Origin of the sequence: Ruminococcoides bili, from assembly GCF_040093295.1 — a bacterium.
Classification (GTDB): Bacteria; Bacillota; Clostridia; order Oscillospirales; family Acutalibacteraceae; genus Ruminococcoides; species Ruminococcoides intestinale_A.
Map to the genome: position 1 here is coordinate 58,744 of NZ_JBBNJY010000002.1, position 22,304 is coordinate 81,047.

18 protein-coding genes and 1 riboswitch are annotated in these 22,304 nt (G+C 37.3%); of the genes, 12 read left to right on the forward strand and 6 right to left on the reverse strand.

Annotation, left to right across the window (positions count from 1 at the left end; translation table 11 throughout):
- Nucleotides 1–54 precede the first annotated feature (54 nt).
- Both AAAY30_RS01005 and AAAY30_RS01010 read left to right on the forward strand, forming a co-directional pair.
- Nucleotides 55–4,098 carry an efflux RND transporter permease subunit gene (locus AAAY30_RS01005; protein ID WP_499215657.1) on the forward strand — a complete coding sequence of 1,348 codons (4,044 nt, stop codon included), beginning with the start codon at nucleotides 55–57 and terminating at the stop codon, nucleotides 4,096–4,098.
- Nucleotides 4,099–4,113: 15 nt separating this feature from the next.
- Nucleotides 4,114–4,425 (forward strand): YbjQ family protein, encoded by a 312-nt coding sequence (locus AAAY30_RS01010; RefSeq protein WP_022235488.1) that lies wholly within the window; start codon nucleotides 4,114–4,116, stop codon nucleotides 4,423–4,425.
- Between the two features lie 87 nt (nucleotides 4,426–4,512).
- On the opposite strand, the gene AAAY30_RS01015 is transcribed toward AAAY30_RS01010, so the two are convergent.
- Nucleotides 4,513–5,043: a nitroreductase family protein gene (locus AAAY30_RS01015; protein ID WP_294655755.1), complete on the reverse strand. Its 531-nt coding sequence runs from the start codon at nucleotides 5,041–5,043 to the stop codon at nucleotides 4,513–4,515.
- 182 nt (nucleotides 5,044–5,225) lie between these two features.
- Here AAAY30_RS01015 and AAAY30_RS01020 point away from each other — a divergent pair, with 182 nt between their 5' ends.
- The 6 genes from AAAY30_RS01020 (at nucleotide 5,226) to groL (ending at nucleotide 12,046) form a co-directional block, all read left to right on the forward strand.
- A complete protein-coding gene (locus AAAY30_RS01020) occupies nucleotides 5,226–6,284 on the forward strand; it encodes a glycoside hydrolase family 25 protein (protein ID WP_412287499.1) in 1,059 nt (352 codons plus the stop codon).
- Between the two features lie 334 nt (nucleotides 6,285–6,618).
- Entirely contained in the window at nucleotides 6,619–6,918 is a 300-nt protein-coding gene (gene nrdD / locus AAAY30_RS01025; RefSeq protein WP_022235485.1) for an anaerobic ribonucleoside-triphosphate reductase, read from the forward strand.
- 98 nt (nucleotides 6,919–7,016) lie between these two features.
- A riboswitch (SAM riboswitch) is annotated at nucleotides 7,017–7,113 on the forward strand.
- A gap of 53 nt (nucleotides 7,114–7,166) precedes the next feature.
- Entirely contained in the window at nucleotides 7,167–8,351 is a 1,185-nt protein-coding gene (metK, locus tag AAAY30_RS01030) for a methionine adenosyltransferase (protein WP_252559888.1), read from the forward strand.
- A 400-nt stretch (nucleotides 8,352–8,751) separates the two neighbouring features.
- Complete coding sequence (locus AAAY30_RS01035; protein WP_295053501.1) at nucleotides 8,752–9,906, forward strand: Mbeg1-like protein; 1,155 nt, start codon at nucleotides 8,752–8,754, stop codon at nucleotides 9,904–9,906.
- A 190-nt stretch (nucleotides 9,907–10,096) separates the two neighbouring features.
- A complete protein-coding gene (locus AAAY30_RS01040) occupies nucleotides 10,097–10,381 on the forward strand; it encodes a co-chaperone GroES (protein ID WP_022235482.1) in 285 nt (94 codons plus the stop codon).
- Between the two features lie 36 nt (nucleotides 10,382–10,417).
- The gene (gene groL / locus AAAY30_RS01045) at nucleotides 10,418–12,046 is read left to right on the forward strand and encodes a chaperonin GroEL (RefSeq protein WP_186934638.1); all 1,629 of its coding nucleotides are present in this window, start codon (nucleotides 10,418–10,420) and stop codon (nucleotides 12,044–12,046) included.
- Between the two features lie 322 nt (nucleotides 12,047–12,368).
- Here the strand turns inward: groL and AAAY30_RS01050 are convergent, their stop codons facing one another.
- The 3 genes from AAAY30_RS01050 to AAAY30_RS01060 form a co-directional block, all read right to left on the reverse strand.
- The gene (locus AAAY30_RS01050; protein WP_499215682.1) at nucleotides 12,369–13,829 is read right to left on the reverse strand and encodes an LCP family protein; all 1,461 of its coding nucleotides are present in this window, start codon (nucleotides 13,827–13,829) and stop codon (nucleotides 12,369–12,371) included.
- Entirely contained in the window at nucleotides 13,813–14,610 is a 798-nt protein-coding gene (gene srtB, locus AAAY30_RS01055; RefSeq protein ID WP_499215681.1) for a class B sortase, read from the reverse strand. The genes AAAY30_RS01050 and srtB overlap by 17 nt, the downstream gene beginning before the upstream one ends.
- 123 nt (nucleotides 14,611–14,733) lie before the next feature.
- Nucleotides 14,734–15,216, reverse strand: coding sequence for an LPXTG cell wall anchor domain-containing protein (locus AAAY30_RS01060; RefSeq protein ID WP_022233917.1), 483 nt, complete (start codon nucleotides 15,214–15,216; stop codon nucleotides 14,734–14,736).
- A gap of 256 nt (nucleotides 15,217–15,472) precedes the next feature.
- Here AAAY30_RS01060 and nadA point away from each other — a divergent pair, with 256 nt between their 5' ends.
- Together nadA and mnmA are read left to right on the forward strand one after the other, a co-directional pair.
- Nucleotides 15,473–16,390 (forward strand): quinolinate synthase NadA, encoded by a 918-nt coding sequence (nadA, locus tag AAAY30_RS01065; RefSeq protein WP_499215680.1) that lies wholly within the window; start codon nucleotides 15,473–15,475, stop codon nucleotides 16,388–16,390.
- Nucleotides 16,391–16,400: 10 nt separating this feature from the next.
- A complete protein-coding gene (mnmA, locus tag AAAY30_RS01070) occupies nucleotides 16,401–17,474 on the forward strand; it encodes a tRNA 2-thiouridine(34) synthase MnmA (RefSeq protein ID WP_022233919.1) in 1,074 nt (357 codons plus the stop codon).
- A gap of 88 nt (nucleotides 17,475–17,562) precedes the next feature.
- Here the strand turns inward: mnmA and AAAY30_RS01075 are convergent, their stop codons facing one another.
- Both AAAY30_RS01075 and AAAY30_RS01080 read right to left on the reverse strand, forming a co-directional pair.
- Nucleotides 17,563–18,606 (reverse strand): hypothetical protein, encoded by a 1,044-nt coding sequence (locus AAAY30_RS01075; protein ID WP_484309505.1) that lies wholly within the window; start codon nucleotides 18,604–18,606, stop codon nucleotides 17,563–17,565.
- A 773-nt stretch (nucleotides 18,607–19,379) separates the two neighbouring features.
- Nucleotides 19,380–20,159, reverse strand: a complete 780-nt coding sequence (locus tag AAAY30_RS01080) for a sporulation initiation factor Spo0A C-terminal domain-containing protein (RefSeq protein WP_499222337.1) — start codon at nucleotides 20,157–20,159, stop codon at nucleotides 19,380–19,382.
- Between the two features lie 169 nt (nucleotides 20,160–20,328).
- On the opposite strand from AAAY30_RS01080, the gene AAAY30_RS01085 reads away from it, so the two are divergent.
- Together AAAY30_RS01085 and AAAY30_RS01090 are read left to right on the forward strand one after the other, a co-directional pair.
- Nucleotides 20,329–20,700 carry a helix-turn-helix domain-containing protein gene (locus AAAY30_RS01085; RefSeq protein ID WP_337613140.1) on the forward strand — a complete coding sequence of 124 codons (372 nt, stop codon included), beginning with the start codon at nucleotides 20,329–20,331 and terminating at the stop codon, nucleotides 20,698–20,700.
- Nucleotides 20,701–20,940: 240 nt separating this feature from the next.
- Nucleotides 20,941–22,077, forward strand: a complete 1,137-nt coding sequence (locus tag AAAY30_RS01090) for a PP-loop family protein (RefSeq protein ID WP_337613139.1) — start codon at nucleotides 20,941–20,943, stop codon at nucleotides 22,075–22,077.
- Nucleotides 22,078–22,304 lie beyond the last annotated feature (227 nt).

Consider the following 22,304-nt stretch of genomic DNA (forward strand, 5'->3'; position numbering starts at 1 on the left):
TATTAAACAGTAATTTTATGTAATAATCGAAATAATCAATGAAAGAGGAATGATATGCTGCCAAAACTAAGTGTAAAAAAGCCGATGACAATTTTTGTGGCGGTTATTGTGGTAATTGTATTGGGTATAGTGTCGGTATTTAAAATGACGCCTGACTTACTGCCTAATATGGATTTTCCGTATGCAATAATCCTTACAACCTATCCGGGACAAACTCCGGAAACAGTTGAATCGGTGGTAACAAAACCTCTTGAACAGTCACTCTCAACCATTGACGGCGTAAAAACCATCACCTCCACCTCATCTGACAACTATTCAATATTGACACTTGAGTTTGAGGACGGTACAAATATGGACACCGCTACCGTTGATATGAGAGGCAATCTTGACACTATCAAAGATGCATGGCCTGACGGTGTAGGCAGTCCGTACCTTATGAAAATTAACCCTAATATGATGCCTGTAGCTATGGTTGCGGTTGATTACGACGGTTACGATACAGTGCAAATTTCCGACTATGTAAACAACGAACTGAAAAATCAGCTTGAGGGAATTGACGGTGTAGCCTCTGTATCTACAAAAGGTATTGTAACTCAAAAGGAAAATGTTATTATTTCGCAAACCAAGATTGACGCTCTCAACGCAAAAATCAATGACGCTCTCAATGACAAATTTGGCGATGCGGAAAAGAAAATTTCCGATGCAAAGAAAGAATTGCAGGACAATATTTCTAAAGCGGAGCAAGGCAGTGATACCATTGAGCAGTCAATAAACGACTTAAATTCTCGACAGGAAGAAGTTGCAAAACAGCTTGCTGACGCCCAAGGTAAGGCACAAAGCGGTTACACTGAAATTTTGAATGCAAAAATGCAGTTGCTTGACCAACAGCAGTCGCTTACTGCAACCAAGCAAACTTTGACAATCGCCTACCAAACATTAACACAGATAAAAGAAAAACTTGACAGTTTGCAGGACGAAAAAGCACAGCTTACACAACAGATAGAAGCTTTTGAAAAAATATACAACGACTACAAAGATGCGCTTAGCAAACTTGCAAACCCCGATCTTACAGACGAGCAGCTTGCACAGGTAAGAGCAATCCTTGCTAAAATAGATGAAGAACTTGATAAATACGGTTTTCCGAAAGAAGAGCTTGAAGAAAGACTTAATAATGCAAAAAATGCTCTTACAAATGTAGATAAAGCAATAACTCAAACAGTTGAGGCATTAAAAGGACTTGACACCACAGAGGAAAAACTTGATGATACAATAGCGGAAATTGCGGATAAAATATCTCAAGTAGACGGCGGTATTACACAAATTGCAGCCGCTGTAAAAGGTCTTGACAACAATACCGTATCTGTAAATCAGGCACTTTCAGAGATAGAAAAACAGCAATCTCTTGCGGCATATCAGCTTTCGGGCGGACTTTCTGCGCTAAACACAAAACAAAGTGAAGTAAACAGTGCATTAACCCAGCTTAATTCTGCTCAAGAAGAATTAAAATCCGCAAGTGATGAACTCTCCGACCAAAAAGATAAAGCCAAAAAAGCCGCCGATATGACAAACACTGTTACAATAAGCAATGTTTCAAATATTCTTACGGCACAAAATTTCTCAATGCCTGCAGGATATGTAAGTGATGACGAAAATATTAAATATCTTGTGCGTGTCGGCGACAAAATAGACGGTGACAAAGAAATGCAGTCGCTTGCTCTTTTTGACACGGGAATTGACGGTATCGGCGTTGTAAAACTAAGCGATGTTGCAGATGTATTTATAGCTGACGATTCGGACGAGGTATTCACAAAGATTAACGGAAACTCCGGCGTTGTATTCAGCTTTTCAAAGCAGAGTGATGCCGCAACCGCTACTGTTTCCGAAAATATAGCCAAAAAGCTCAACTCTCTTACACAGGAAAACGAAGGTCTGCACTTTACAACTCTTATGGACCAGGGCGACTACATAGATATTATTATAAACAGCGTTTTACAGAATCTTCTTATGGGTGCTGTACTTGCAATTATAATTCTGTACCTTTTCTTAAGAGATATTAAACCAACCCTCATTGTTGCACTTTCAATTCCTATCAGCGTTATTTTTGCACTTGTGCTGATGTATTTCAGCGGTGTTACTCTCAATATGATTTCGCTGTCGGGACTTGCAATCGGCGTAGGTATGCTTGTTGACAACTCGGTTGTAGTAATTGAAAATATATACCGACTGCGCAATTTGGGTGTGCCGCCTGTAAAAGCCGCTTTAAACGGTGCTAAACAGGTTGCGGGCGCAATTGCATCGTCTACACTTACAACAATTTGCGTATTCTTCCCTATCGTATTCATAGAGGGTCTTACCCGTCAGATATTTATGGATATGGCGCTTACTATCACCTATTCCCTGCTTGCAAGCCTTATTGTTGCCCTTACGCTTGTGCCTGCTATGGGTCAGCGTATGCTAAGAAAGGTTAAACCTGTTAAGCACGGAATGTTTGATAAAATGCTCGGCGGCTACGAAAAATCTATTCGTTTTGTATTAAAGCACAGAGCAATCGCACTTATCGTTGCAGTTGTACTTCTCTTTGGCAGTATGTTCGGTGCTGTGGCAAGAGGCTTCAGTTTTATGCCGAATATGGCAAGCACGGAGCTTTCCGTAACAGTCAGCCTTGACGACTCGGCTACTATGGATGATACCATTGACGCCGCACAAAACCTACTCGACACTCTTTCTGAGTATGACGAATTTGAAACTGTTGGTGTTATGACAGGTTCAACAACAAGCCTTATGGGACTTACAGGCTCTGTATCTTCTTCCGATGCAGACAAAGGTTCTGTTATGGCATATGCAGTATTCAAAGACGACAAAGTAAAGAACAGCGAAAGTATCAGCAAAGAAATTGAAGCAGAACTTCAAAGTATTGACGGAGATGTGGTTGTAAGCGGCAGTTCTTCTTCAAGCTCAATGTCAGCTATGCTCGGTAATGACGGTGTGTCAATCAAGCTTTACGGTGACGACCTCAAAACTTTGCAGAATACCGCAAAAGATATGGCGGAAAAACTTGCTGCGGTTGACGGTATTGACGAAACCGATAACGGCATCGGCGCTACTTCGGGCGAAATCAAGGTAACTGTCGATAAAACAAAGGCTGCCAAAAAGTCACTTACGGTTGCACAGGTATATCAGCAGATTGCCGCCGCAATCACCTCGGAAACCACATCTTCTACCCTTACAAACAGCGGCAAAGACCTTGATGTGGTTGTAATCAAAGACGAAAACAGTGATGTTACAAAGAACAATATCAAGGATATTAAACTCACTTATACAGACAAAGAAGGCAACGAAAAGACCACAAAACTCTCCGAAGTTGCCGAGATTTCAGATTCCGAATCAATGAATTCAATCACAAGAAGTGACCAAAAGCGTTATATTAAAGTCAGCGGTACTTTAAAAGACGGTTATACAAACACCGATGTTTCAAACAAGGCAAAAGCTTTATTTGATGATTATAAACTTCCTGACGGCTGCAGTATTGAATACTCGGGTTCAAACGAGAGCACAATGGAAGCTGTAAATCAAATGCTGCTTATGATGCTTTTAGGCGTAATTCTTATTTACCTTATTATGGTTGCTCAATTCCAGAGCCTTAAGTCACCGTTTATCATAATGTTTACAATTCCTCTTGCATTTACGGGAGGATTTCTCGGATTGCTTATTACAGGTTTTGATGTCAGCGTTGTGGCATTGCTCGGTTTTGTAATGCTCTGCGGTATTATCGTAAACAACGGTATCGTACTTGTTGACTACATCAACAACCTAAGACTTGAGGGCAAAGAAAGACGAGAGGCAATTGTAGAGGCAGGCAAAACAAGAATGAGGCCTATCCTTATTACGGCAATCACAACCGTTCTCGGACTTTCAACAATGGCACTCGGTATAGGCACAGGTTCAGAGATTATGCAGCCTATCGCTATTGTATGTATCGGCGGTTTGCTGTACGCAACAATTATGACTCTTTATATTGTTCCTGTAATTTACGATATTTTAAGCAAAAAAGAACTTCGCAAAGTTAGCGAAAGCGACCTTGAGGAAATAGATATTTAATTGAGGAGAAAAATTATGATACTTACTACTACAGAAACAATTTCAGGCAGAAACCTTGCCACACTCGGTCTTGTGCAAGGCAACACAATTCAGTCGAAGCATATGTTCAGCGATATGGGACAGAGCTTTAAGACTATGGTTGGCGGCGAGCTTAAATCATACACTGAAATGATGAACAAGGCAAGAGATATTGCCACTCAGCGTATGATTGATATGGCTGCAAGAATGGGTGCGGACGCTATTGTATGCGTTCGTTACACATCAGCTTCTGTTATGCAGCAGGCTGCTGAAGTGCTTGCTTACGGCACAGCAGTTAAATTTATTTAAAACTGTAAAACAACTGTAAAACCATAACAAAAAAACCTGTACGGCAACTGCTGTACAGGTTTTTACTTTACGCTTTGCTATATTAAATTAAAAGAACTTTGCAATATCCTCAATAGCCTTACGCTTTGGCATTGCAGGCTCTGCATTGCTGTAGCCTACTCCGATTACGCTTACTACCGCCTCGGTTTCGGGAATATTCAAAACTTCCTTGATTTTTTCGTTATCTCTTATACCCATTACAAGAGTTGAAAGTCCAAGTTCTGTTGCCTTAAGCAAAAGATTCATACTCTGCAAACCGCAGTCGTAAAATCCCCAACCGTTGCCGAGTTCATTTGTCGGTGTACCGTCCTTTTCGTATCCGGAACGATTAAGCACAATTGCGGTAACAATAAGTGCGGGAGCGTCTGCAACATTTTTCTGATTGTAAGGCGACAATGCATTCTTAACATCTGCAAGTTTTTCGCCTGTTACCACATAGTAGCGTGATACCTGCGAGTTTTTCCATGACGGTGCAAGTTGAGCCGCCGCAATCATCTCTCTTAACTTTTCTGTTTCGACAGGTTTATTTATGTATTCTCTTACGCTTCTTCGAGTTTCCGTTACTTTTGATAATTCCATCCATAATACCTCCGATTTCATTTTATAAGGTAATATTAGCACAAAATAAAATTTTTTACAATAAAATTAGCCTAATTTCTGCAATTTTTGCACTTTAAGCACTGTAAATGAAAAGTTTAACTTTTGGTATTATTTTTAATATTATACTAAAGTAAACTTTATCAATTTGAAAGGATGATTTTATGGCAAAAATAAGCTGTGTTGATATTTCAGAATTTCAGCAAGGCATTAATTTTAACAAAATGAAAAACGACGGTATAAAAGCTGTCATTATAAGAGCAGGCTACGGCAGAGAATCAAGTCAGAAAGACAGTATGTTTGAAAGTCATTACAAAAACGCAAAAAGCGAAAATATGATGATTGGTGTGTACTGGTACAGTTACGCAGACAGCGTCGGCGATGCAGAAAAAGAGGCAAAGGCTTGCCTTGAATGCATTAATAACAAATCTCTTGATATGCCGATTTATTATGATTTGGAAGATAATTCACAAACTAAACTCGGCAAAGCAAAACTTACAGAAATTGCGGAACGCTTTTGCGAAACGATCAAGAAAAGTAACTACAGAGCAGGTGTATATGCTAATCTGAATTGGTTTAATAATTATCTCGATTACGATAAATTAAAGAAAAAGTACAGTATCTGGCTTGCACAATATAACTCCGTAAATGAATTAAACTGTGATATATGGCAGAACAGTTCAACAGGCAGAGTAAGCGGTTACGGCAAAAATATTGATACGAACATCATATTTAACGAAAGCGTTTTCAACAGCAAAAAAGAGGACGATAAAGACAAAGGAAAAATAACCAAACCGGATATTTTCTACAGAGTGCGCTGTGACGGTGTTTGGCTGCCCGAAGTAAAAAATCTTGAAGATTACGCAGGTTTAAAAGGCAAAGCAATTACGGATATTGCAATAAAAGTAAGTGAAGGCAAGGTGTGGTATCAGGTTCACACTAAAAGCGGGTGGCTGCCGAAAGTCAGCGGATATGACATTGACGATTTAGAAAACGGTTATGCGGGCAACGGCAGTAAAATTGACGCAATCAGAGTGTATTACACCACACCGCAGAATATTGCTGAAAGTCTTAACAAATATCTTGTTGCAAAATATAAAGTTTCGGCAATAAGCAAAGAATATTTTGACTGGCAGCACGATGACCAAACTTCAAACGGTCAGGACGGCTACGCAGGACTTTTCGGTAACAACATAGACAGAGTTTTATTGGTGCTCGAATAAATATATAAGGCGGTGGAAGCATCGCCTTATTTGCTTGAAATAAAAAATTTTGTGCTAAAATATTCATATACAATTACAAATCGGGAAATTAAACTAATAAAAATTGTTATTTGAGGGCAAAACTTTTGTCCTCTTTGCTTTTATATATTTGTCAACTGTAAAAATAAACAAAAATACTTACTTTTATTTGTGCGAATAATTCCTATTTTAATATTGCATACAACAAGATGTTGTGCTATAATAGATTTACTCTACAAGATATATGCTTTTAAAGAATTAAAAGTTACATTATATATTAAAGAGGATTATGAAATTACGAAAGGGAAGGATATTTATGACAGTAAATGTAAAGGGCGGAAAGCTTAGCAAAAAGGAAATTGAGGCATACACAACACAGCTTAGAGAGGCAAATCCGGATAAATATATCAAGAATGTTGAACTCACAGTTGACGGCGACTATGTTGATGTTAAATACGATTACGATTCTGTTCCGTTTGAAAGAATCCGCAGAATCACAGGCTATCTTGTAGGTACGGTAGACCGCTTTAACAATGCAAAGCGTGCCGAGGTTGAGGACAGAGTAAAACACAGCGTACCTTGTACAGAATGTTGTTCCGTTGATGAAATCGCATAATTTTTTTGTTTGATTATCCGATTTTACAATATACCTGTTATTTCTTGTTGACTTTTGTCGATATAACGGTATATAATTAAAACAATAAGTTAATATTTATCTTATCAAGAGCGACTGAGGGAACAGGCCCTGTGAAGTCCGGCAACCTGCATTTGCAAGGTGCCAAATCCTGCGGTATTTACCGAAAGATGAGTCTTAATAGCACCTTTCGGCTGAAAGGTGCTTATTTTTTGCAAAGGAGAATTATAATGGCAAAACATTTTTTCACTTCTGAGTCAGTAACAGAGGGACATCCTGACAAAGTTTGCGACCAGATTTCCGACGCTGTTCTTGACGCTATTCTCGAACAGGATAAAAACGCTCATGTTGCCTGCGAGGTAACCGCTACAACAGGTGTAGTTCATGTTATGGGCGAAATTTCTACAGACTGCTATGTTGACATTGCAGGTATCGCAAGAAAAGTTGTAAATGACATCGGCTATGACAACCAGGCGTGCGGTTTTAACGGCAATACTTGCGCTGTACTCACTTCTATTGACCAGCAGAGCCCTGATATTGCAATGGGCGTAAACGAAAGCTACGAGCTTAAAGACGGCGAAAATGACGCCAACAATCAGATTGGTGCCGGCGACCAGGGTATGATGTTCGGTTACGCTTGCAACGAAACCAAAGAGCTTATGCCGCTTGCTATCTCACTTGCTCACAAGCTTGCAAAACAGCTTACAGCGGTAAGAAAAGACGGTACTCTCTCCTACCTTCGTCCTGACGGTAAAACACAGGTAACCGTTGAGTATGAGGGTGACACACCTGTAAGGGTAGACACCGTTGTTGTGTCTACACAGCACGATGAAAAGGTTACACTGGAGCAGATCAGAAAAGATATGGTTGAATATGTAGTAAAGCCAATTATTCCTGCCGAGCTTTTAGACGAAAACACAAAATATTTCATCAACCCGACAGGCAGATTTGTAATCGGCGGCCCTGTAGGCGATTCAGGTCTTACAGGCAGAAAGATTATAGTTGATACCTACGGCGGATTTTCTCGTCACGGCGGCGGTGCATTCAGCGGTAAAGACCCGACAAAGGTTGACAGAAGTGCCGCTTACTACGCAAGATACATCGCAAAGAATATTGTTGCCGCAGGTCTTGCCGATAAGTGCGAGGTTCAGCTTGCATATGCAATCGGTGTTGCTAAACCTGTATCAATAATGGTAGATGCTTTCGGTTCATCAAGCTACACAAACGAACAGCTTTCAGACGCTGTGGAAAAGGTATTTGACTGCCGTCCGAATTCTATTATTGAGCAGTTAAAGCTTAAAGAAACAAAGTATCGTCCGCTTGCCGCTTACGGTCATATGGGCAGAGAAGAACTCGGCGTTGCTTGGGAAAAGACAGACAAAGCACAGGCTCTCGTTAAAGCTATTAACGAATAATTATTAAAACAAATACACAAACCGCTCTTCTAAAAAATTCTTGGGAGAGCGGTTTTTATAATTTGTCGGTTCTATCCTTAAGTCAAAAAATTATAAAAGGTTGACCAAACTTTTATAATTATTTAGATTATAAAAGAAAGTTGTAAACAATTGCAAAATTCAAAACAATATATCCGTTACGGTTTTAAAAACAAAAAAATTCGTTGAAGATAAAGTAATATTAAATATACAGGTAATATTCAATTCTTTACCTGACATTTTAAGACAAGCACAGCAAAAATAAACTTAAAATTGCCCATTGCATATTTTGCAGTGGGCTTTCTGAATTTTATGTGAATTATATTGCTTTTTAAGTGCAAATTTTATAAAATTTAATTATTAATATATTGCGAGGTGGGTTATGAATAATCTTATAAACTATTTAAAATGGCGTGGCGATTTAGGTTTTGATATTTCACCTTTAAACGAAGTTGACGCTCTTATATTTTCAGAGCTTGTTTATCTTGATTTTTCGGGATATACAGAAAAATCACAGCTTCCGCTTTCCGACATAAATAAACTTTATTTTAAAGAAAAGCGTGATGTTGTTTTTAAAGATTACTATGTAATTAAAGATTTTTACAACACAGTCGGCAAGGAAATAACCAAGTTATTATCCGAATCAGCTAAAAGCAACAGGTTAAAAAATATATATGTATCGGATTTTGCGGCATATGACTGCGAAGATAATCCAATGCAATTCGGCGCTTGCACTTTTCATTTTGATACAGATAAATTATTTATCGCTTACCGTGGCACAGACAATACGCTCAACGGTTGGAAAGAAGATTGTATGATTGCCATAACCGACAATATTCCCTCACAGCTTAACGCAGCGGCATATCTGAGTATGGTTGCAAACAAATATCCAAACAGCGAAATATACCTCGGAGGTCACTCCAAAGGCGGAAATCTCGCAATCTATTCCGCTGTAAATACTTTTCCTGAAATCAAAGACAGAATAATAGCTGTATATAACAACGACGGTCCGGGTTTTTCAAAGGAATTCATAGAAAGTGAGCAGCACAAAGAAATTGCCGACAGAATCACTACCTTTGTTCCGCAGTCATCATTTGTGGGTATGTTACTTGAGCATGATGAAGATTATATAATAGTAAAAAGCGCAAGTCATTCTTTCTGGCAGCACGATGCTTTCAGTTGGAATGTAGTAGGCACACACTTTGTACACCTTGATGAAGATACCAAGAGTATTAAATTTGCCGAAAAAAATATGAAAGAGCTTATTGACGGACTTACAACCGAACAGAAAAAACAAATCATAGACTCTGTATTTCAAATTATGGCAGAAGGCGGTAAAATCACCTTTGACGACATACGAAAGGCAGGCATAAAAAATATACCGACTATGATTAAAGCATTTAATAAGATAGACAATGAATCTAAAAAGGCTCTTACGGACGGAATTGCATTGCTTGCAAAACTTTCCATTAAAAACGGCTATGAAATAAATAAACCCGAACCTAAAGGTAAACTAAAGAAAAAAGGGCTTGTTTAAGTTATTTTAGTTCTATATACGAATTATAATACAGTGCTGTACAAATAAATTTAATTGTTTATAAATTAAAGGTCAAATTTAGTCAAATTTCTCTTGACATTTCTAAAAAATGGTATAAAATATAATTAGCACTCAAGGATACAGAGTGCTAACCGAAATAACACATAAACTTTTTAGGAGGATTTATATTATGAGTATTAAACCATTACTTGACAGAGTAGTATTACAGGTTGAAGAAGCCGAAGAAAAAACAAAGAGCGGTATCATTCTTTCATCTGCCGCACAGGAAAAGCCACAGTTTGCAAGAGTAGTTGCAGTAGGCCCCGGCGGTGTTGTAGACGGCAACGAAGTTAAGATGTATGTAAATGTCGGCGACAAAGTAATCGCAAGCAAGTATGCAGGCACAGAAGTTAAGATTGACGGTGAAGAGTACACAATCGTTCGTCAGTCAGATATTCTTGCAACAGTAGAATAATTATTTTTATTTGATATATTTTGGAGGTAATTAATTATGGCTAAACAAATTGCTTATGGTGAAGAAGCAAGAAAATCTCTTATGAGAGGTATTGACCAGCTTGCTGATACAGTTAAAATCACACTCGGCCCTAAGGGCAGAAATGTTGTACTTGACAAAAAGTACGGCGCTCCGCTCATCACAAACGACGGTGTAACAATTGCTAAGGAAATTGAGCTTGACGACCCATTCGAGAATATGGGCGCACAGCTTGTTAAGGAAGTTTCAATCAAAACAAACGATGTTGCAGGTGACGGTACAACAACAGCTACACTTCTTGCTCAGGCTCTTATCAGAGAGGGTATGAAGAATGTAACAGCAGGCGCAAACCCAATGGTTCTTAAGAAAGGTATTGCAGACGCTATCAATGTTGCGGTAAAGGCTGTTTCTGACAACAGCAAGCAGGTTTCGGGTTCTGACGATATTGCAAGAGTTGCTACAGTTTCTTCACAGGATGAGTTCATCGGTAAGCTCATTGCCGAGGCTATGGAAAAGGTTACAACAGACGGTGTTATCACAGTTGAAGAGTCAAAGACAGCCGAAACTTACAGCGAAGTTGTAGAAGGTATGATGTTTGACCGTGGTTACATTGCACCTTATATGGTAACAGATACAGACAAGATGGTTGCAGAACTTGACAACCCATACATTCTTATTACAGATAAGAAGATTTCAAATACACAGGAAATTCTCCCTATTCTTGAGCAGATTGTTCAGTCAGGCAGAAAACTCCTTATCATTGCCGAAGATGTAGAGGGCGAAGCTCTTACAACTCTCGTACTCAACAAGTTAAGAGGTACATTTACTTGTGTTGCTGTTAAGGCACCGGGCTTTGGCGACAGAAGAAAAGAAATGTTACAGGATATCGCAACACTTACAGGCGGTACAGTAATTACATCAGACTTAGGTCTTGAGCTTAAAGATACAACAATGGATCAGCTTGGTACTGCTCGTCAGGTAAAGGTTGAGAAAGAGAACACAATCATTGTTGACGGTGCAGGCGACAAGGACGCTATTAAGGGCAGAGTTGCACAGATTCGTCAGCAGATTGAAACAACAACATCTGATTTTGACCGTGAAAAACTTCAGGAGCGTCTTGCTAAACTCGCAGGCGGCGTTGCAGTAATCAAAGTCGGCGCTGCTACCGAAGTTGAAATGAAAGAAAAGAAACTCAGAATCGAAGATGCTCTTGCCGCTACTAAGGCTGCTGTTGAAGAGGGTATCGTAGCAGGCGGCGGTATCGCTTGTATGAACGCTATTCCTGCTGTTTCCGCTTTTGTTGATACACTTGAGGGTGATGCTAAGACAGGCGCTAAGATTGTTCTTAAAGCTCTTGAAGAGCCGCTCCGTCAGATTGCCGCAAATGCAGGTCTTGAGGGCAGCGTAATCTGCGAGAACATTAAGAAGGCTAACAAGGTTGGCTATGGCTTTAACGCTCTTACAGAGGAATACACAGATATGATTGAGGCAGGTATCGTTGACCCGACAAAGGTTACTCGTTCTGCTCTCCAGAACGCATCTTCTGTTGCTGCAATGGTACTCACAACAGAGTCACTCGTTGCAGATATTAAAGAGCCTGCAGCTCCTGCTGCACCTGCTGCTCCTGATATGGGCGGTATGTACTAATTTAAAACTCCTTATAAAATCCCTTAAAAATTCATCTGCCATACCAGATTTGGTATGGCAGATTTTTATGTTTATAATTAAACATACTTAAACGGTTCTTTATAAAAGTTGGAATAAATATGGTATAGCGAAACACATAAGCCAAGCAATTATAAAAGTTTGGTCGAACTTTTATAAGAATGTGGGTGTGGGCAAAGCCCACAACTATTTTCCCACATTTTTCCGTGATGAGGGATTTGTTTTACGGGTTTTGTTGGAATGATAGAACGCAATTCAAAATAAAAAGCTGAAGTCGTTTTTTATATCGACTTCAGCTTTCGCTTTATCCGTTATACGGTTTGTAATAAGTATCAAGAATCAGTTTATAAAACTCGTCTTCGTTTACATAAAACTCGGTATAAACTTCACCTTTTTTCAGCTCACCCGGTACGGAAACCATTGTCATATTCATACCGTTGTGGCTAAGCATATTCTGTGATAAATAGCAAATTTTCGACGGGTTCAGGTTTGTGCATGAGTATGGGGCAGAGGCATTAAACAGGCTTACAGGTGTTGTAATGTCATTTTTAGTCTGCGCAAGAACCGTATTCATAAATGAATCAAGATATACCTGCTGTCGTTGCATACGCTTGCTGTTTGCGTCTACGCTTTCCATATCTCTTGAACGAACAAAAGCTTCTGCATTCTGACCTTCAAGATGGTAGCTTTCGCCCTCTTTAAAATCGCCTATGGTTTCGGGAGAAACAACATCAACTCCGCCTACGGCATCATTAAGAGCTGATATACCGTCAAGGTCAAGCGCAAAGTATGAATTAATCGGAATGTTGTAGAAAAGTCTTTCAACGGCGGTAACCGTATTTGCACAACTTGACTCCTTGCCGTCGCCGTAAGCATATGAAAGACAAATCTGTTCTTTTACAGTTTCCACATAATAACCGCTTGCCGAATATACCGCAACATCGGTCATTGTATCTCTTGATATATTAATAAGCTTAGTTTCGCCTGTCGAGGTGTCCATAGCAACAAGTATAAGAACATCGGCTTGACCGTTTTCGCCCTTTATATCGCTTGCACCGTCAAAAGAACTTTTATCGATGCCCATACAAAGAATACTTGTCATATTCTTGTTAAATTCATATGTTTGTCCGTTATACACAACATATTGACCGCCGTTTTGAACAACTACATTTGACGGAGCCGAAATTATATTTGTATTGTCAAGCAATTCTTTAGAGCCGTTGTAAATAAAACATACCAAAAGCCCGCTTACAACAAGAACAAGCGCAAGAATTGTACTGATAATTGTGAGTATTACTCTCTGCCATTTTTTAAAACGCCTTTTCTTGATTTTTTGATTTTCTCTAATTGCTTTTTTCTGTTCCTTAGAACCCATCGCAGGGTGATTGCTTTTTACAAGTTCGTCGTATTCCAGCAAATATTTTTCGTTGCCTGTACTCAAACTTTTTTTCTTTATTTTATTTGAACTGCCTTTTGTTTGTACCAATAATACATCATCGGCATTTTCTTTGCTTGAATGATGATGGTGATGGTGTTTATGATGACCGTGGCTTTTATACGATTTAACAAACTTATAGTCGTTAATATCATCTCTTATACTACGGTCGGCGTATTGCACATTTCCTTTTTCATCATCACTTGCCGCGCTTTCGCCTGTTTGAGAAGGCTGCTTATTTGAATTGCTGTAAATATTATCGTAATGTTTGGTTTCTTTATCAGCAGTATCCGTATTATTGTTGTTTTCGTTATTATTTTGTGAGTTCATCTTTTATTAACACCCCCTGTAAAAGAAGTCGTCCGTCACCTGAATTAAGGCAGGTGCTTAGCGTGACAATTTTGTCATTGATTGTCAGCTCCGAATTATCTCTTACAACTTTTGTGAATGATCTGGGATTTTGAATATAATCAAGGTATTCCTGAAAAACCTTGTCGTCATCAAAATCAAACGAATTCATTATATGTCGGTCGTCATATGAATAAACCGACACTATACGGTAGGTAAGTTTGTGCTGAGGTCTGTAGATGTAAAAATACTCATGGTCATTGAAAAAATCCGTATTTGTAAATTTATATAAATCGGCAAACATACTTCCGTCTGCCATATTGTGGCCGTAGAGTACGGTTACCCTGTCATGCATATATATAGAATTACAATACTGTGAATAAATAGAGCCTGAAAAGCTGTAATTTCCGTAAATATCATGATCCAGGTAAAAATTATCGTTTGTGTTACTCCTGCAAACAGGGTAATTTATGTTGGTATCGGGAATATATATCCAAGAATAGATTTCGTCATTTTGAGCTTGCAGCGACTCAAAATCTATAGGATTATCTATAATAGGATTTTCGGCAAGAGTTTCGTCAATTGACGGGGAAGTAACTTCTTCGGCTATGCTCGGAGCCACAGAACTTGCAAGTTTGCTGTAATCGTCCTGCTCTTTGTGTTGAGTATTCATTTGATACATAACATAAATTACGCACAGAATTAACAGAATAATTGTAATAACAAGAATTGTAATAAGAATTTTATTTCGATTTTTTTTCATAATAAATCACATCAAATAATTATAACAAATATTGACAACCGTGTCAATATTTCTGTAAATTTTAACTATAATAAGCATTAAAAAACAGCTTTCGAAAACCGAAAGCTGTTTTTATTAGCAAAATTAGTTTGATTTCTTTGACTTAACAATAGTTACGCTGACAGCAACAGCTATAAGTGATAAGCCGATTATTACATACGGCATTGCGCTTGAAGGACCGGTCTGCGGCGATTTATCAGAAGTATCTGTTGTTACAGCCTGTGTAGGTGACTCACCGTTGATTGTGTAATAAGGAGTTACCTTAATATCACCTGTGATTATAATATCAAGATTTCCATCTGTAAGCGGCTGATCGGTTCTGTAAGGACCGTCAATTACCCAATGGTCAAAAGAATAACCGGACTTTGGCTTTGGAGTAAGGTGAACATTCTGGTTACCGTCCTCATCAATGCCTGTAGTGAACTCATAGTCACCGCTGCCGCCTGTGGTAGGAATAACAACTACTACATAAGTGTATGTACCTGTAGGACTTGGTGCGGCAAATACCGGAATAGACGCTGCAAGCATCAGCACAAGAGCCAATGCGAGGGAAACAACTTTTTTCATTGTACTAACCTCCTGTTTATATTATCCAATTAAAATATTAAGCAGAATAACCTCTACTTGTATATATTAAGTATTATATCACAATTAAAGTATAAAGTAAAGACAAAAATTCAAATAATTTTCAGCAATTGTGATAATTTATAATTCTTTTAACCATTAAACATAAACAATATTTTTAAAATAAAAAGACCTATTGCAATAGTAGGCAAAAAAATGTATAATAAATTTAAAAGGAAAAATGAAGGGAAATGTATGTATGAATATTTCTGAAATTCAAAATAAAATTCTTGAGTTAAAAAAAGAAAAAGATGTTTGTATTCTTGCCCACAGCTATCAGGCAAGAGAGATTTGCGAAATTGCCGATTTTACAGGCGACAGCTATAAATTGAGTGTAGATGCAAGCAAAGTTACAAATAAAAACATTCTTATGTGCGGTGTTCGTTTTATGGCAGAAACCTGCAAAATTCTTTCACCCGATAAAACGGTTTATCTTGCTCAGCCGAGTGCCGGCTGTCAGATGGCTGACCAGATGGATAAAGAAATGATTTCTTCCGTAAAAGAAATGTATCCCGATTATGCGGTAGTTGCATACATAAATACCACAGCAGATTTAAAAACTATTTGTGATGTTTGTGTAACAAGTTCATCTGCCGTTAAGATTGTAAGCAATATGTCTGAAAAGAATATTCTTTTTATCCCTGACTGCAACCTTGGCGATTATGTAAGCCGTCAGCTTCCGGATAAGAATTTTAAACTTTTGCACGGCGGTTGTCCGATTCACGCTTGCGTTACAGCGGAAGATGTTAAAAAGGCAAAGGCACAGTTCCCAAATGCCGAACTTCTTGTTCATCCGGAGTGCCAGCCTGCTGTTGTTGATCTTGCGGATTATGTAGGCTCGACATCGGGCATTATGAACTACGCAAAGAACAGTGATAAAAAGGAATTTATCATCGGTACCGAAATCAGTATTGCAGAGCATTTGCAGTATGATTGTCCCGATAAGAAATTCCATATTCTTACACAAAAGCTCATTTGTCCTAATATGAAAGCTACCACTCTTATGGATGTGTTCAATTGCCTTAAAGGCGAGGGCGGCGAGGAAATTATCCTTGATGAGCAGACTATTACAGACGCAAAGAAATGTATTGACGAGATGATAAGACTTGGCGGTTAAGGAGAATAATATGACCGAAAGGGCATTAATAGCAATGAGCGGAGGAGTTGACAGTTCGGTAGCGGCTTGCTTGATAAAGGAGCAGGGCTATGACGCTACGGGCATTACTCTTAAGCTTTTTGATAACGAGGATATTGGCGAAAAGAAGGAGAAAACCTGCTGTTCGCTTGATGATATTGACGATGCGAGAAATGTTTGCAGAAAAATCGGAATACCTTATTATGTTTACAATTTTAAAGACAGCTTTAAAGAAAATGTAATTGACCGTTTTATTTCTGCATACGAAAACGGCTGTACGCCTAATCCTTGCATTGACTGCAACAGATATATTAAATTTGAAAAGCTTATGCAGAGAGCCGATGAGCTTGACTTTGATTATGTAGTTACAGGTCATTACTCTGTCATTGAGTATGATGAGGGATTGCAAAGATATTTATTGAGAAAGTCCCCCGATGTAACAAAAGACCAAAGTTATGTACTTTACTCGCTTACTCAAAGACAGCTTTCAAGAACCTTGCTTCCGCTTGGAAAACTTACAAAGCACGAAGTAAGAAAAATAGCGGAAAAATATAACCTTATTAATGCTCAAAAACACGACAGTCAGGATATTTGTTTTGTACCTGACGGAGATTACGCAAAGTTCATTGAGCAGTACACGGGCAGAAAGTATGATTTTGGTGACTTTGTTGATGAAAACGGCAATGTTCTCGGTACACATAAGGGCATTATAAGATATACGATAGGGCAGAGAAAGGGACTTGGTCTTGCTTTGCCTCACCCGATGTATGTCAAGGAAAAGGATATTGCAAACAACAAGGTTATACTTTGCGATAATGACAGACTGTTTTCAAAAGAGCTTTACGCAAAAGATATTAATCTTATTGCTTACGAAAAGCTTGACAAACCTTTGCATATAAAAGCAAGGGTAAGATACAATCAGCCTGAACAGGATGCAACGGTAGAACAGCTTTCAGATAACAAACTGCACATTGTATTTGATAAGCCGCAAAGAGCTATTTCAAAAGGTCAGGCAGTGGTTCTGTATGACGAAGATGTAGTAGTAGGCGGCGGAACAATAGAATAATTTTAATCTGCTTGCTTTAGGTGAGCCGATTTTATGCAAAAGGCACAGCGAAAATGCTGTGCCTTAATTACTTCATATAAACGAAATATTAATTATAAGTAATTAAAATATCTTCACGGATGATTTTTTCTTTGAGAATTTCGCATCTGTAAGATCTTATAATAAAGTTTCCTTGACCGTCAAACCTGAAAGTAACGGTTTTGGTAAACGGCTTATCGGGTTCGTATTCGGTAATAATAAGACTTGCCTTTGAATTTTTCAGAGTATCAAAAGTTGTCATAAAACCTATGCCGTTGCCGCCGCTTTCTTTGTGAGTGGTAACTCTTTCGGTACCGAGTTTTTGTAAAGTATCGGTTTCAAATTCAATTCCGTTGTCGCTTACGGAAATTTCATATATTCCGTCAACCGAAGAAACAGATGTCAGAATATTTCCGTTCCTTTTGCCTGTGCTTTCAACGGCTATGACAGCGTCTTTTATATGGTCGCAAAGCAGGGTTTCAAGTTCGGTTTGCGAAAGAAAATGATTGATAAGGTAGTTAATATCTGTATTTGCTATCAAATCAAAATTAATTTCGTGAGCAGAGGCTTTTATATACATATTAAGCAGAGCGCCGTCAATAACAGAATTTCCCGTAGATGCAAGCACTTTATTTTCTGCCTGTTCTTTTTGCACGAGTTCGTTTCTTTCTTTTGCAAGAGTAAGAAGTTCAGTGATTATTTTACTTTCCTTTTGTTTATCGTTACAATTGCAAAGTTCTTCTAAAGAATATTGTAAAGAGCTCATAAGGTGGTTGTCACGGTGTACTATTTTTGAAAGAAAGGCATTGGATTTTGTAAGTTCCTCAATATTACTGTTTTTTTCCTCAATAACCGAATTGAAATGTTCGTCTGCTTTTTGCTGCAGCCGACTTTTATAGTACCGTGTTATGTTTGTTCTTATCCAAATTACAGCACCTATACAACAAATTATCAATCCTATAAACATATATACAAATATAGATTTGTAGTCATCGCCGTCTTGTGCAAGCAGAGCTATGATTAAGAAAATAAAACCTGATATTAACAGACCTATGCCAAAGTTATCGGACTTATTGAAAAAGGCAAGACCGTTTTTTAATCTCTTAATTTTCATTATATATAATGTTGATAAGAATTGTATTATGCCTATAAAAATTACCGTAAAAATACTTTTCGGATTCAAGAAATCATATGTAACTAATGATATATAGTGTGATGCAATTGCAAAAATCAAGGCAATGATAAATCGTACGCAATAGGAAAGTCCCATTGAAACAATGGAGATGGAAATGGTATTTTTTATATTGTTTTTAGTAAACAGTGTGATAGTTACAATAAACAATATACAACTTGCCAAGAATCCCAAACTGTTGTCAAATAAAAGTACAACAGACGAAATTATATTGACGACAAAAAATGCAGTCAAAAGCAAAGCTAACTTTGATTTGCTGCATTTAATGTTTGTTGTTTTAATAAAAATATAGGCTGATGAAAATAAAGTCGGAGCTTTAATAAAAAAATTCATAGCAAAATTATATAAAAGCTCTGTAATGTTTGTTGACATAATATTTAACTCCGTATTACTATAATGATAATATTATATCATACAAGCTAAATAATGTCACTATATTATTTCCCTAAAATATACTTTAAAAATTCATAAATATCATCCCACATACTTCAGTACCTCCTTTACTTTTGTTTTACAAGTAAAGTGTACCTTTTTTGCGGGAAAATTCTGATTTGTTGCTGTAATTGCTTTATTTTTAATATAGTGAATAAATATCACATAATGTAAAAATAATAATTAGAAATTGTTATTTTATGATGAATTTATAAATTTTTGTTGCAAAAAAAATCCCGATGCTAATAAACATCGGGATAAATTTACAGGCTTTTTTTGATTTTGGAAGAATAATAATAGATAAATTCCATAACTGTGGGAACGCCTTTCTGCGGATTTATGTATGTGGTATAGTAGCGTTCAAGACTTTCAATATCGGTGTTTCGCCAAGCGTGGTTTATGGCAGTTTGCATTGCACGCTCAACACTTGCATCGGTTTTTTTATATTTTTGTGCCACAATACTGCAAAGATTGGTTACTCCCTGATTGCAAGTGATTTCAATAGCGTCTGCAAGGTAATTTCTGCCCTTAAGTTTTGGGCTGATTCCTATTAAATCAAGTTCAACAGAGATTTTATCTCTTATAATTTCGCTGTTGCTTATGCGTTCAGCGGCTTTTGCGGCGCTCGGTGAACTGAAATTTGAAGTCAGCGTTGTTTGTACAATTGAGTTGAGAAACTCAAGTACCATTTTACAGCTGAAATCATTTTGATTTTTAGTTATTACAAAGTCTGCACCTAAATTTCTTGCTATGGAATGAGTAACATTACTGATATTATTGGTAACTACCAGTATAAAAGGCTTGTTTGGCAATGCAAGTTCAGACAACCCTTTTAAAAATAAAAGACCGTTGCCACTGCCCTGATGTAGTTCCAAGTCGAGAATAACAGCATGAGGACAGTATTCTTTTACCATTTCTACGGCTTTTGAGGAGTTGTTTGTAGTGCCGACAATATAAAAATTTTCAAAACCTTTAATATCAGATTTATACTCTTCTACAGTATTATTATCATCTTCTACAATAAGTAAGTTAACTTTGTTCACAATATCACCTCATTATTATATTATACTACAAAAACTAACGAAAACCAACATTTTATAATATTTTGTGTAATAAAAAGTAATATTATTTATTATGTTTGAGTTTTATAATTATACTAAGATTATATTATGAAATCAATGAATAATTTGTAGTATTATAAAGGTGAGGGTTATGAGCGATAATTTTGGCGATTTCATTAAGGAAAAAAGAATAAGGTGTGACTATTCTCTTAAATATGTGGCAGAAACAATCGGTATTTCTAATGTGTATCAGTCAAGTATTGAAGCAGGCAAAAGACCTGCGCCGTCATATGATGTTTTAATGAAATTGAGAGATGCGCTAAAACTTAATGATGATGAATTCGGTGAAATGCTTGACCTTGCAGCCGAAAGCAAAAATTCAAGGGCGGTTGCTTATGATCTTGCCGATTACATAAACCAAAATGATTTTATACATAAAACACTGCGATTTTCATTGAAAAATAAAATTCCCGAATCGGAGTGGGTCAGATTTTTTAATGCAATGAATGAAAAATATCAATAATATTTCGTTATGTAAAACTGTTATAGTTGACTTTTGTCATTTATAGCTGTATAATATTATCAGTAGATATTTATGCCGCTATTAGTGATTAAAAATTCTCCTTTTATTCACTATTTAAGCTGTACCGTTTCCTGTTTTTACAGAAAATCGGTGCAGCTTTTTATTATTTGCGTTAATTGTATTGCTGGCAGACGGATTTGGGAGTATAATAGTAGCATATTACGAACAGCAGAGGTAAGTATGAACAGAGAAGAATATGAAATTTCTATTGAAGAATTAAAGAGAGCTGATAAAAACACTTGTACGGTGATTGATATAAGAGATGAGATTTCTTATAACTACGGAAATATTCCAAACTCGGTAAATATTCCACTTGAGAAAATTAAAAATGATAAAAGCATTTTGCCGAAAGATAAGAGATTGATTATTTGCTGCAAAAGCGGTCAAATAAGCGATACTCTTGCAGAAGAGTTGCGAGAAGACGGCTACGATGCGGTAAATCTTGTGAACGGATATTACGGCTGGCTAAAGGATAAATTTACCGATGACGATTATGCGGCAGATGTTGAAAAAAGTATAAGAAAAAAATTCAGCAAGACCATATGGGGCAGATTTACAAAAGCTGTAATTGAGTATGAACTTGTAAAGCCGAACGATAAAATAGCCGTATGTATTTCGGGCGGCAAAGATTCTATGCTTATGGCAAAACTTTTTCAGGAACTTAAAAGGCATAATAAATTTCCGTTTGAGCTTGTATATCTTGTAATGGACCCGGGATACAGCGTTGAAAACAGAGATGTTATTGAGAACAACGCAAGAAAGCTGAATATTCCGATTACGGTTTTTGAAACACAGATTTTTGAGTCGGTATATAATGTGGAAAAGTATCCGTGTTATCTCTGTGCAAGAATGAGAAGAGGATACCTCTACAAAAAGGCTAAGGAACTTGGCTGTAATAAAATTGCACTCGGACATCATTATGACGATGTTATAGAAACCATATTAATGGGTATGCTTTACGGCGGACAGGTGCAGACTATGATGCCGAAACTGCATAGTACAAATTATGAGGGAATGGAGCTTATAAGACCGCTTTACCTTATAAGAGAGGCGGAAATAAAGCATTGGAGAGATTACAATAAACTTAATTTTATACAGTGTGCGTGCAGATTTACGGATACCTGCACATCGTGCAACCCGAGCAATACAGGCTCAAAAAGACAGGAAATAAAACAGCTTATTGCGCAGCTTAAAAAAATAAATCCTCAGATAGAGAGCAACATTTTCCGCAGTGTTGAAAATGTAAATCTTAACACGATTATCTCGTATAAGAAAGATGATTATCAGCACAGTTTTCTTGATGATTACGATAAATAATTTTTAATGAAACTCAGTCATTTTGTGGCTGAGTTTTTTCTTTGGCTTTTTAATAATCGGAGTTTATAAAAAGCGGCTGCTTGTCTTAAAAATTGCCAAATCATAATTTTATCACTATTTTTATACAATTATTAACCGAGTAATTGTATTTATCTGCCAAATAATGTACAAGTTTGAAAAAACACTTGACTTTTTGGCGATATGGATATAAAATATCTCTATCAAGC

What these genes read in the sequence shown, in the direction of transcription:
- AAAY30_RS01005 (WP_499215657.1), top strand. Translation starts at nt 55, where the DNA reads ATGCTGCCAAAACTAAGTGTAAAAAAGCCGATGACAATTTTTGTGGCG.
- AAAY30_RS01010 (WP_022235488.1), top strand. Translation starts at nt 4,114, where the DNA reads ATGATACTTACTACTACAGAAACAATTTCAGGCAGAAACCTTGCCACA.
- AAAY30_RS01015 (WP_294655755.1), bottom strand. Translation starts at nt 5,043, where the DNA reads ATGGAATTATCAAAAGTAACGGAAACTCGAAGAAGCGTAAGAGAATAC.
- AAAY30_RS01020 (WP_412287499.1), top strand. Translation starts at nt 5,226, where the DNA reads ATGGCAAAAATAAGCTGTGTTGATATTTCAGAATTTCAGCAAGGCATT.
- nrdD (WP_022235485.1), top strand. Translation starts at nt 6,619, where the DNA reads ATGACAGTAAATGTAAAGGGCGGAAAGCTTAGCAAAAAGGAAATTGAG.
- metK (WP_252559888.1), top strand. Translation starts at nt 7,167, where the DNA reads ATGGCAAAACATTTTTTCACTTCTGAGTCAGTAACAGAGGGACATCCT.
- AAAY30_RS01035 (WP_295053501.1), top strand. Translation starts at nt 8,752, where the DNA reads ATGAATAATCTTATAAACTATTTAAAATGGCGTGGCGATTTAGGTTTT.
- AAAY30_RS01040 (WP_022235482.1), top strand. Translation starts at nt 10,097, where the DNA reads ATGAGTATTAAACCATTACTTGACAGAGTAGTATTACAGGTTGAAGAA.
- groL (WP_186934638.1), top strand. Translation starts at nt 10,418, where the DNA reads ATGGCTAAACAAATTGCTTATGGTGAAGAAGCAAGAAAATCTCTTATG.
- AAAY30_RS01050 (WP_499215682.1), bottom strand. Translation starts at nt 13,829, where the DNA reads ATGAACTCACAAAATAATAACGAAAACAACAATAATACGGATACTGCT.
- srtB (WP_499215681.1), bottom strand. Translation starts at nt 14,610, where the DNA reads ATGAAAAAAAATCGAAATAAAATTCTTATTACAATTCTTGTTATTACA.
- AAAY30_RS01060 (WP_022233917.1), bottom strand. Translation starts at nt 15,216, where the DNA reads ATGAAAAAAGTTGTTTCCCTCGCATTGGCTCTTGTGCTGATGCTTGCA.
- nadA (WP_499215680.1), top strand. Translation starts at nt 15,473, where the DNA reads ATGAATATTTCTGAAATTCAAAATAAAATTCTTGAGTTAAAAAAAGAA.
- mnmA (WP_022233919.1), top strand. Translation starts at nt 16,401, where the DNA reads ATGACCGAAAGGGCATTAATAGCAATGAGCGGAGGAGTTGACAGTTCG.
- AAAY30_RS01075 (WP_484309505.1), bottom strand. Translation starts at nt 18,606, where the DNA reads ATGAAAATTAAGAGATTAAAAAACGGTCTTGCCTTTTTCAATAAGTCC.
- AAAY30_RS01085 (WP_337613140.1), top strand. Translation starts at nt 20,329, where the DNA reads ATGAGCGATAATTTTGGCGATTTCATTAAGGAAAAAAGAATAAGGTGT.
- AAAY30_RS01090 (WP_337613139.1), top strand. Translation starts at nt 20,941, where the DNA reads ATGAACAGAGAAGAATATGAAATTTCTATTGAAGAATTAAAGAGAGCT.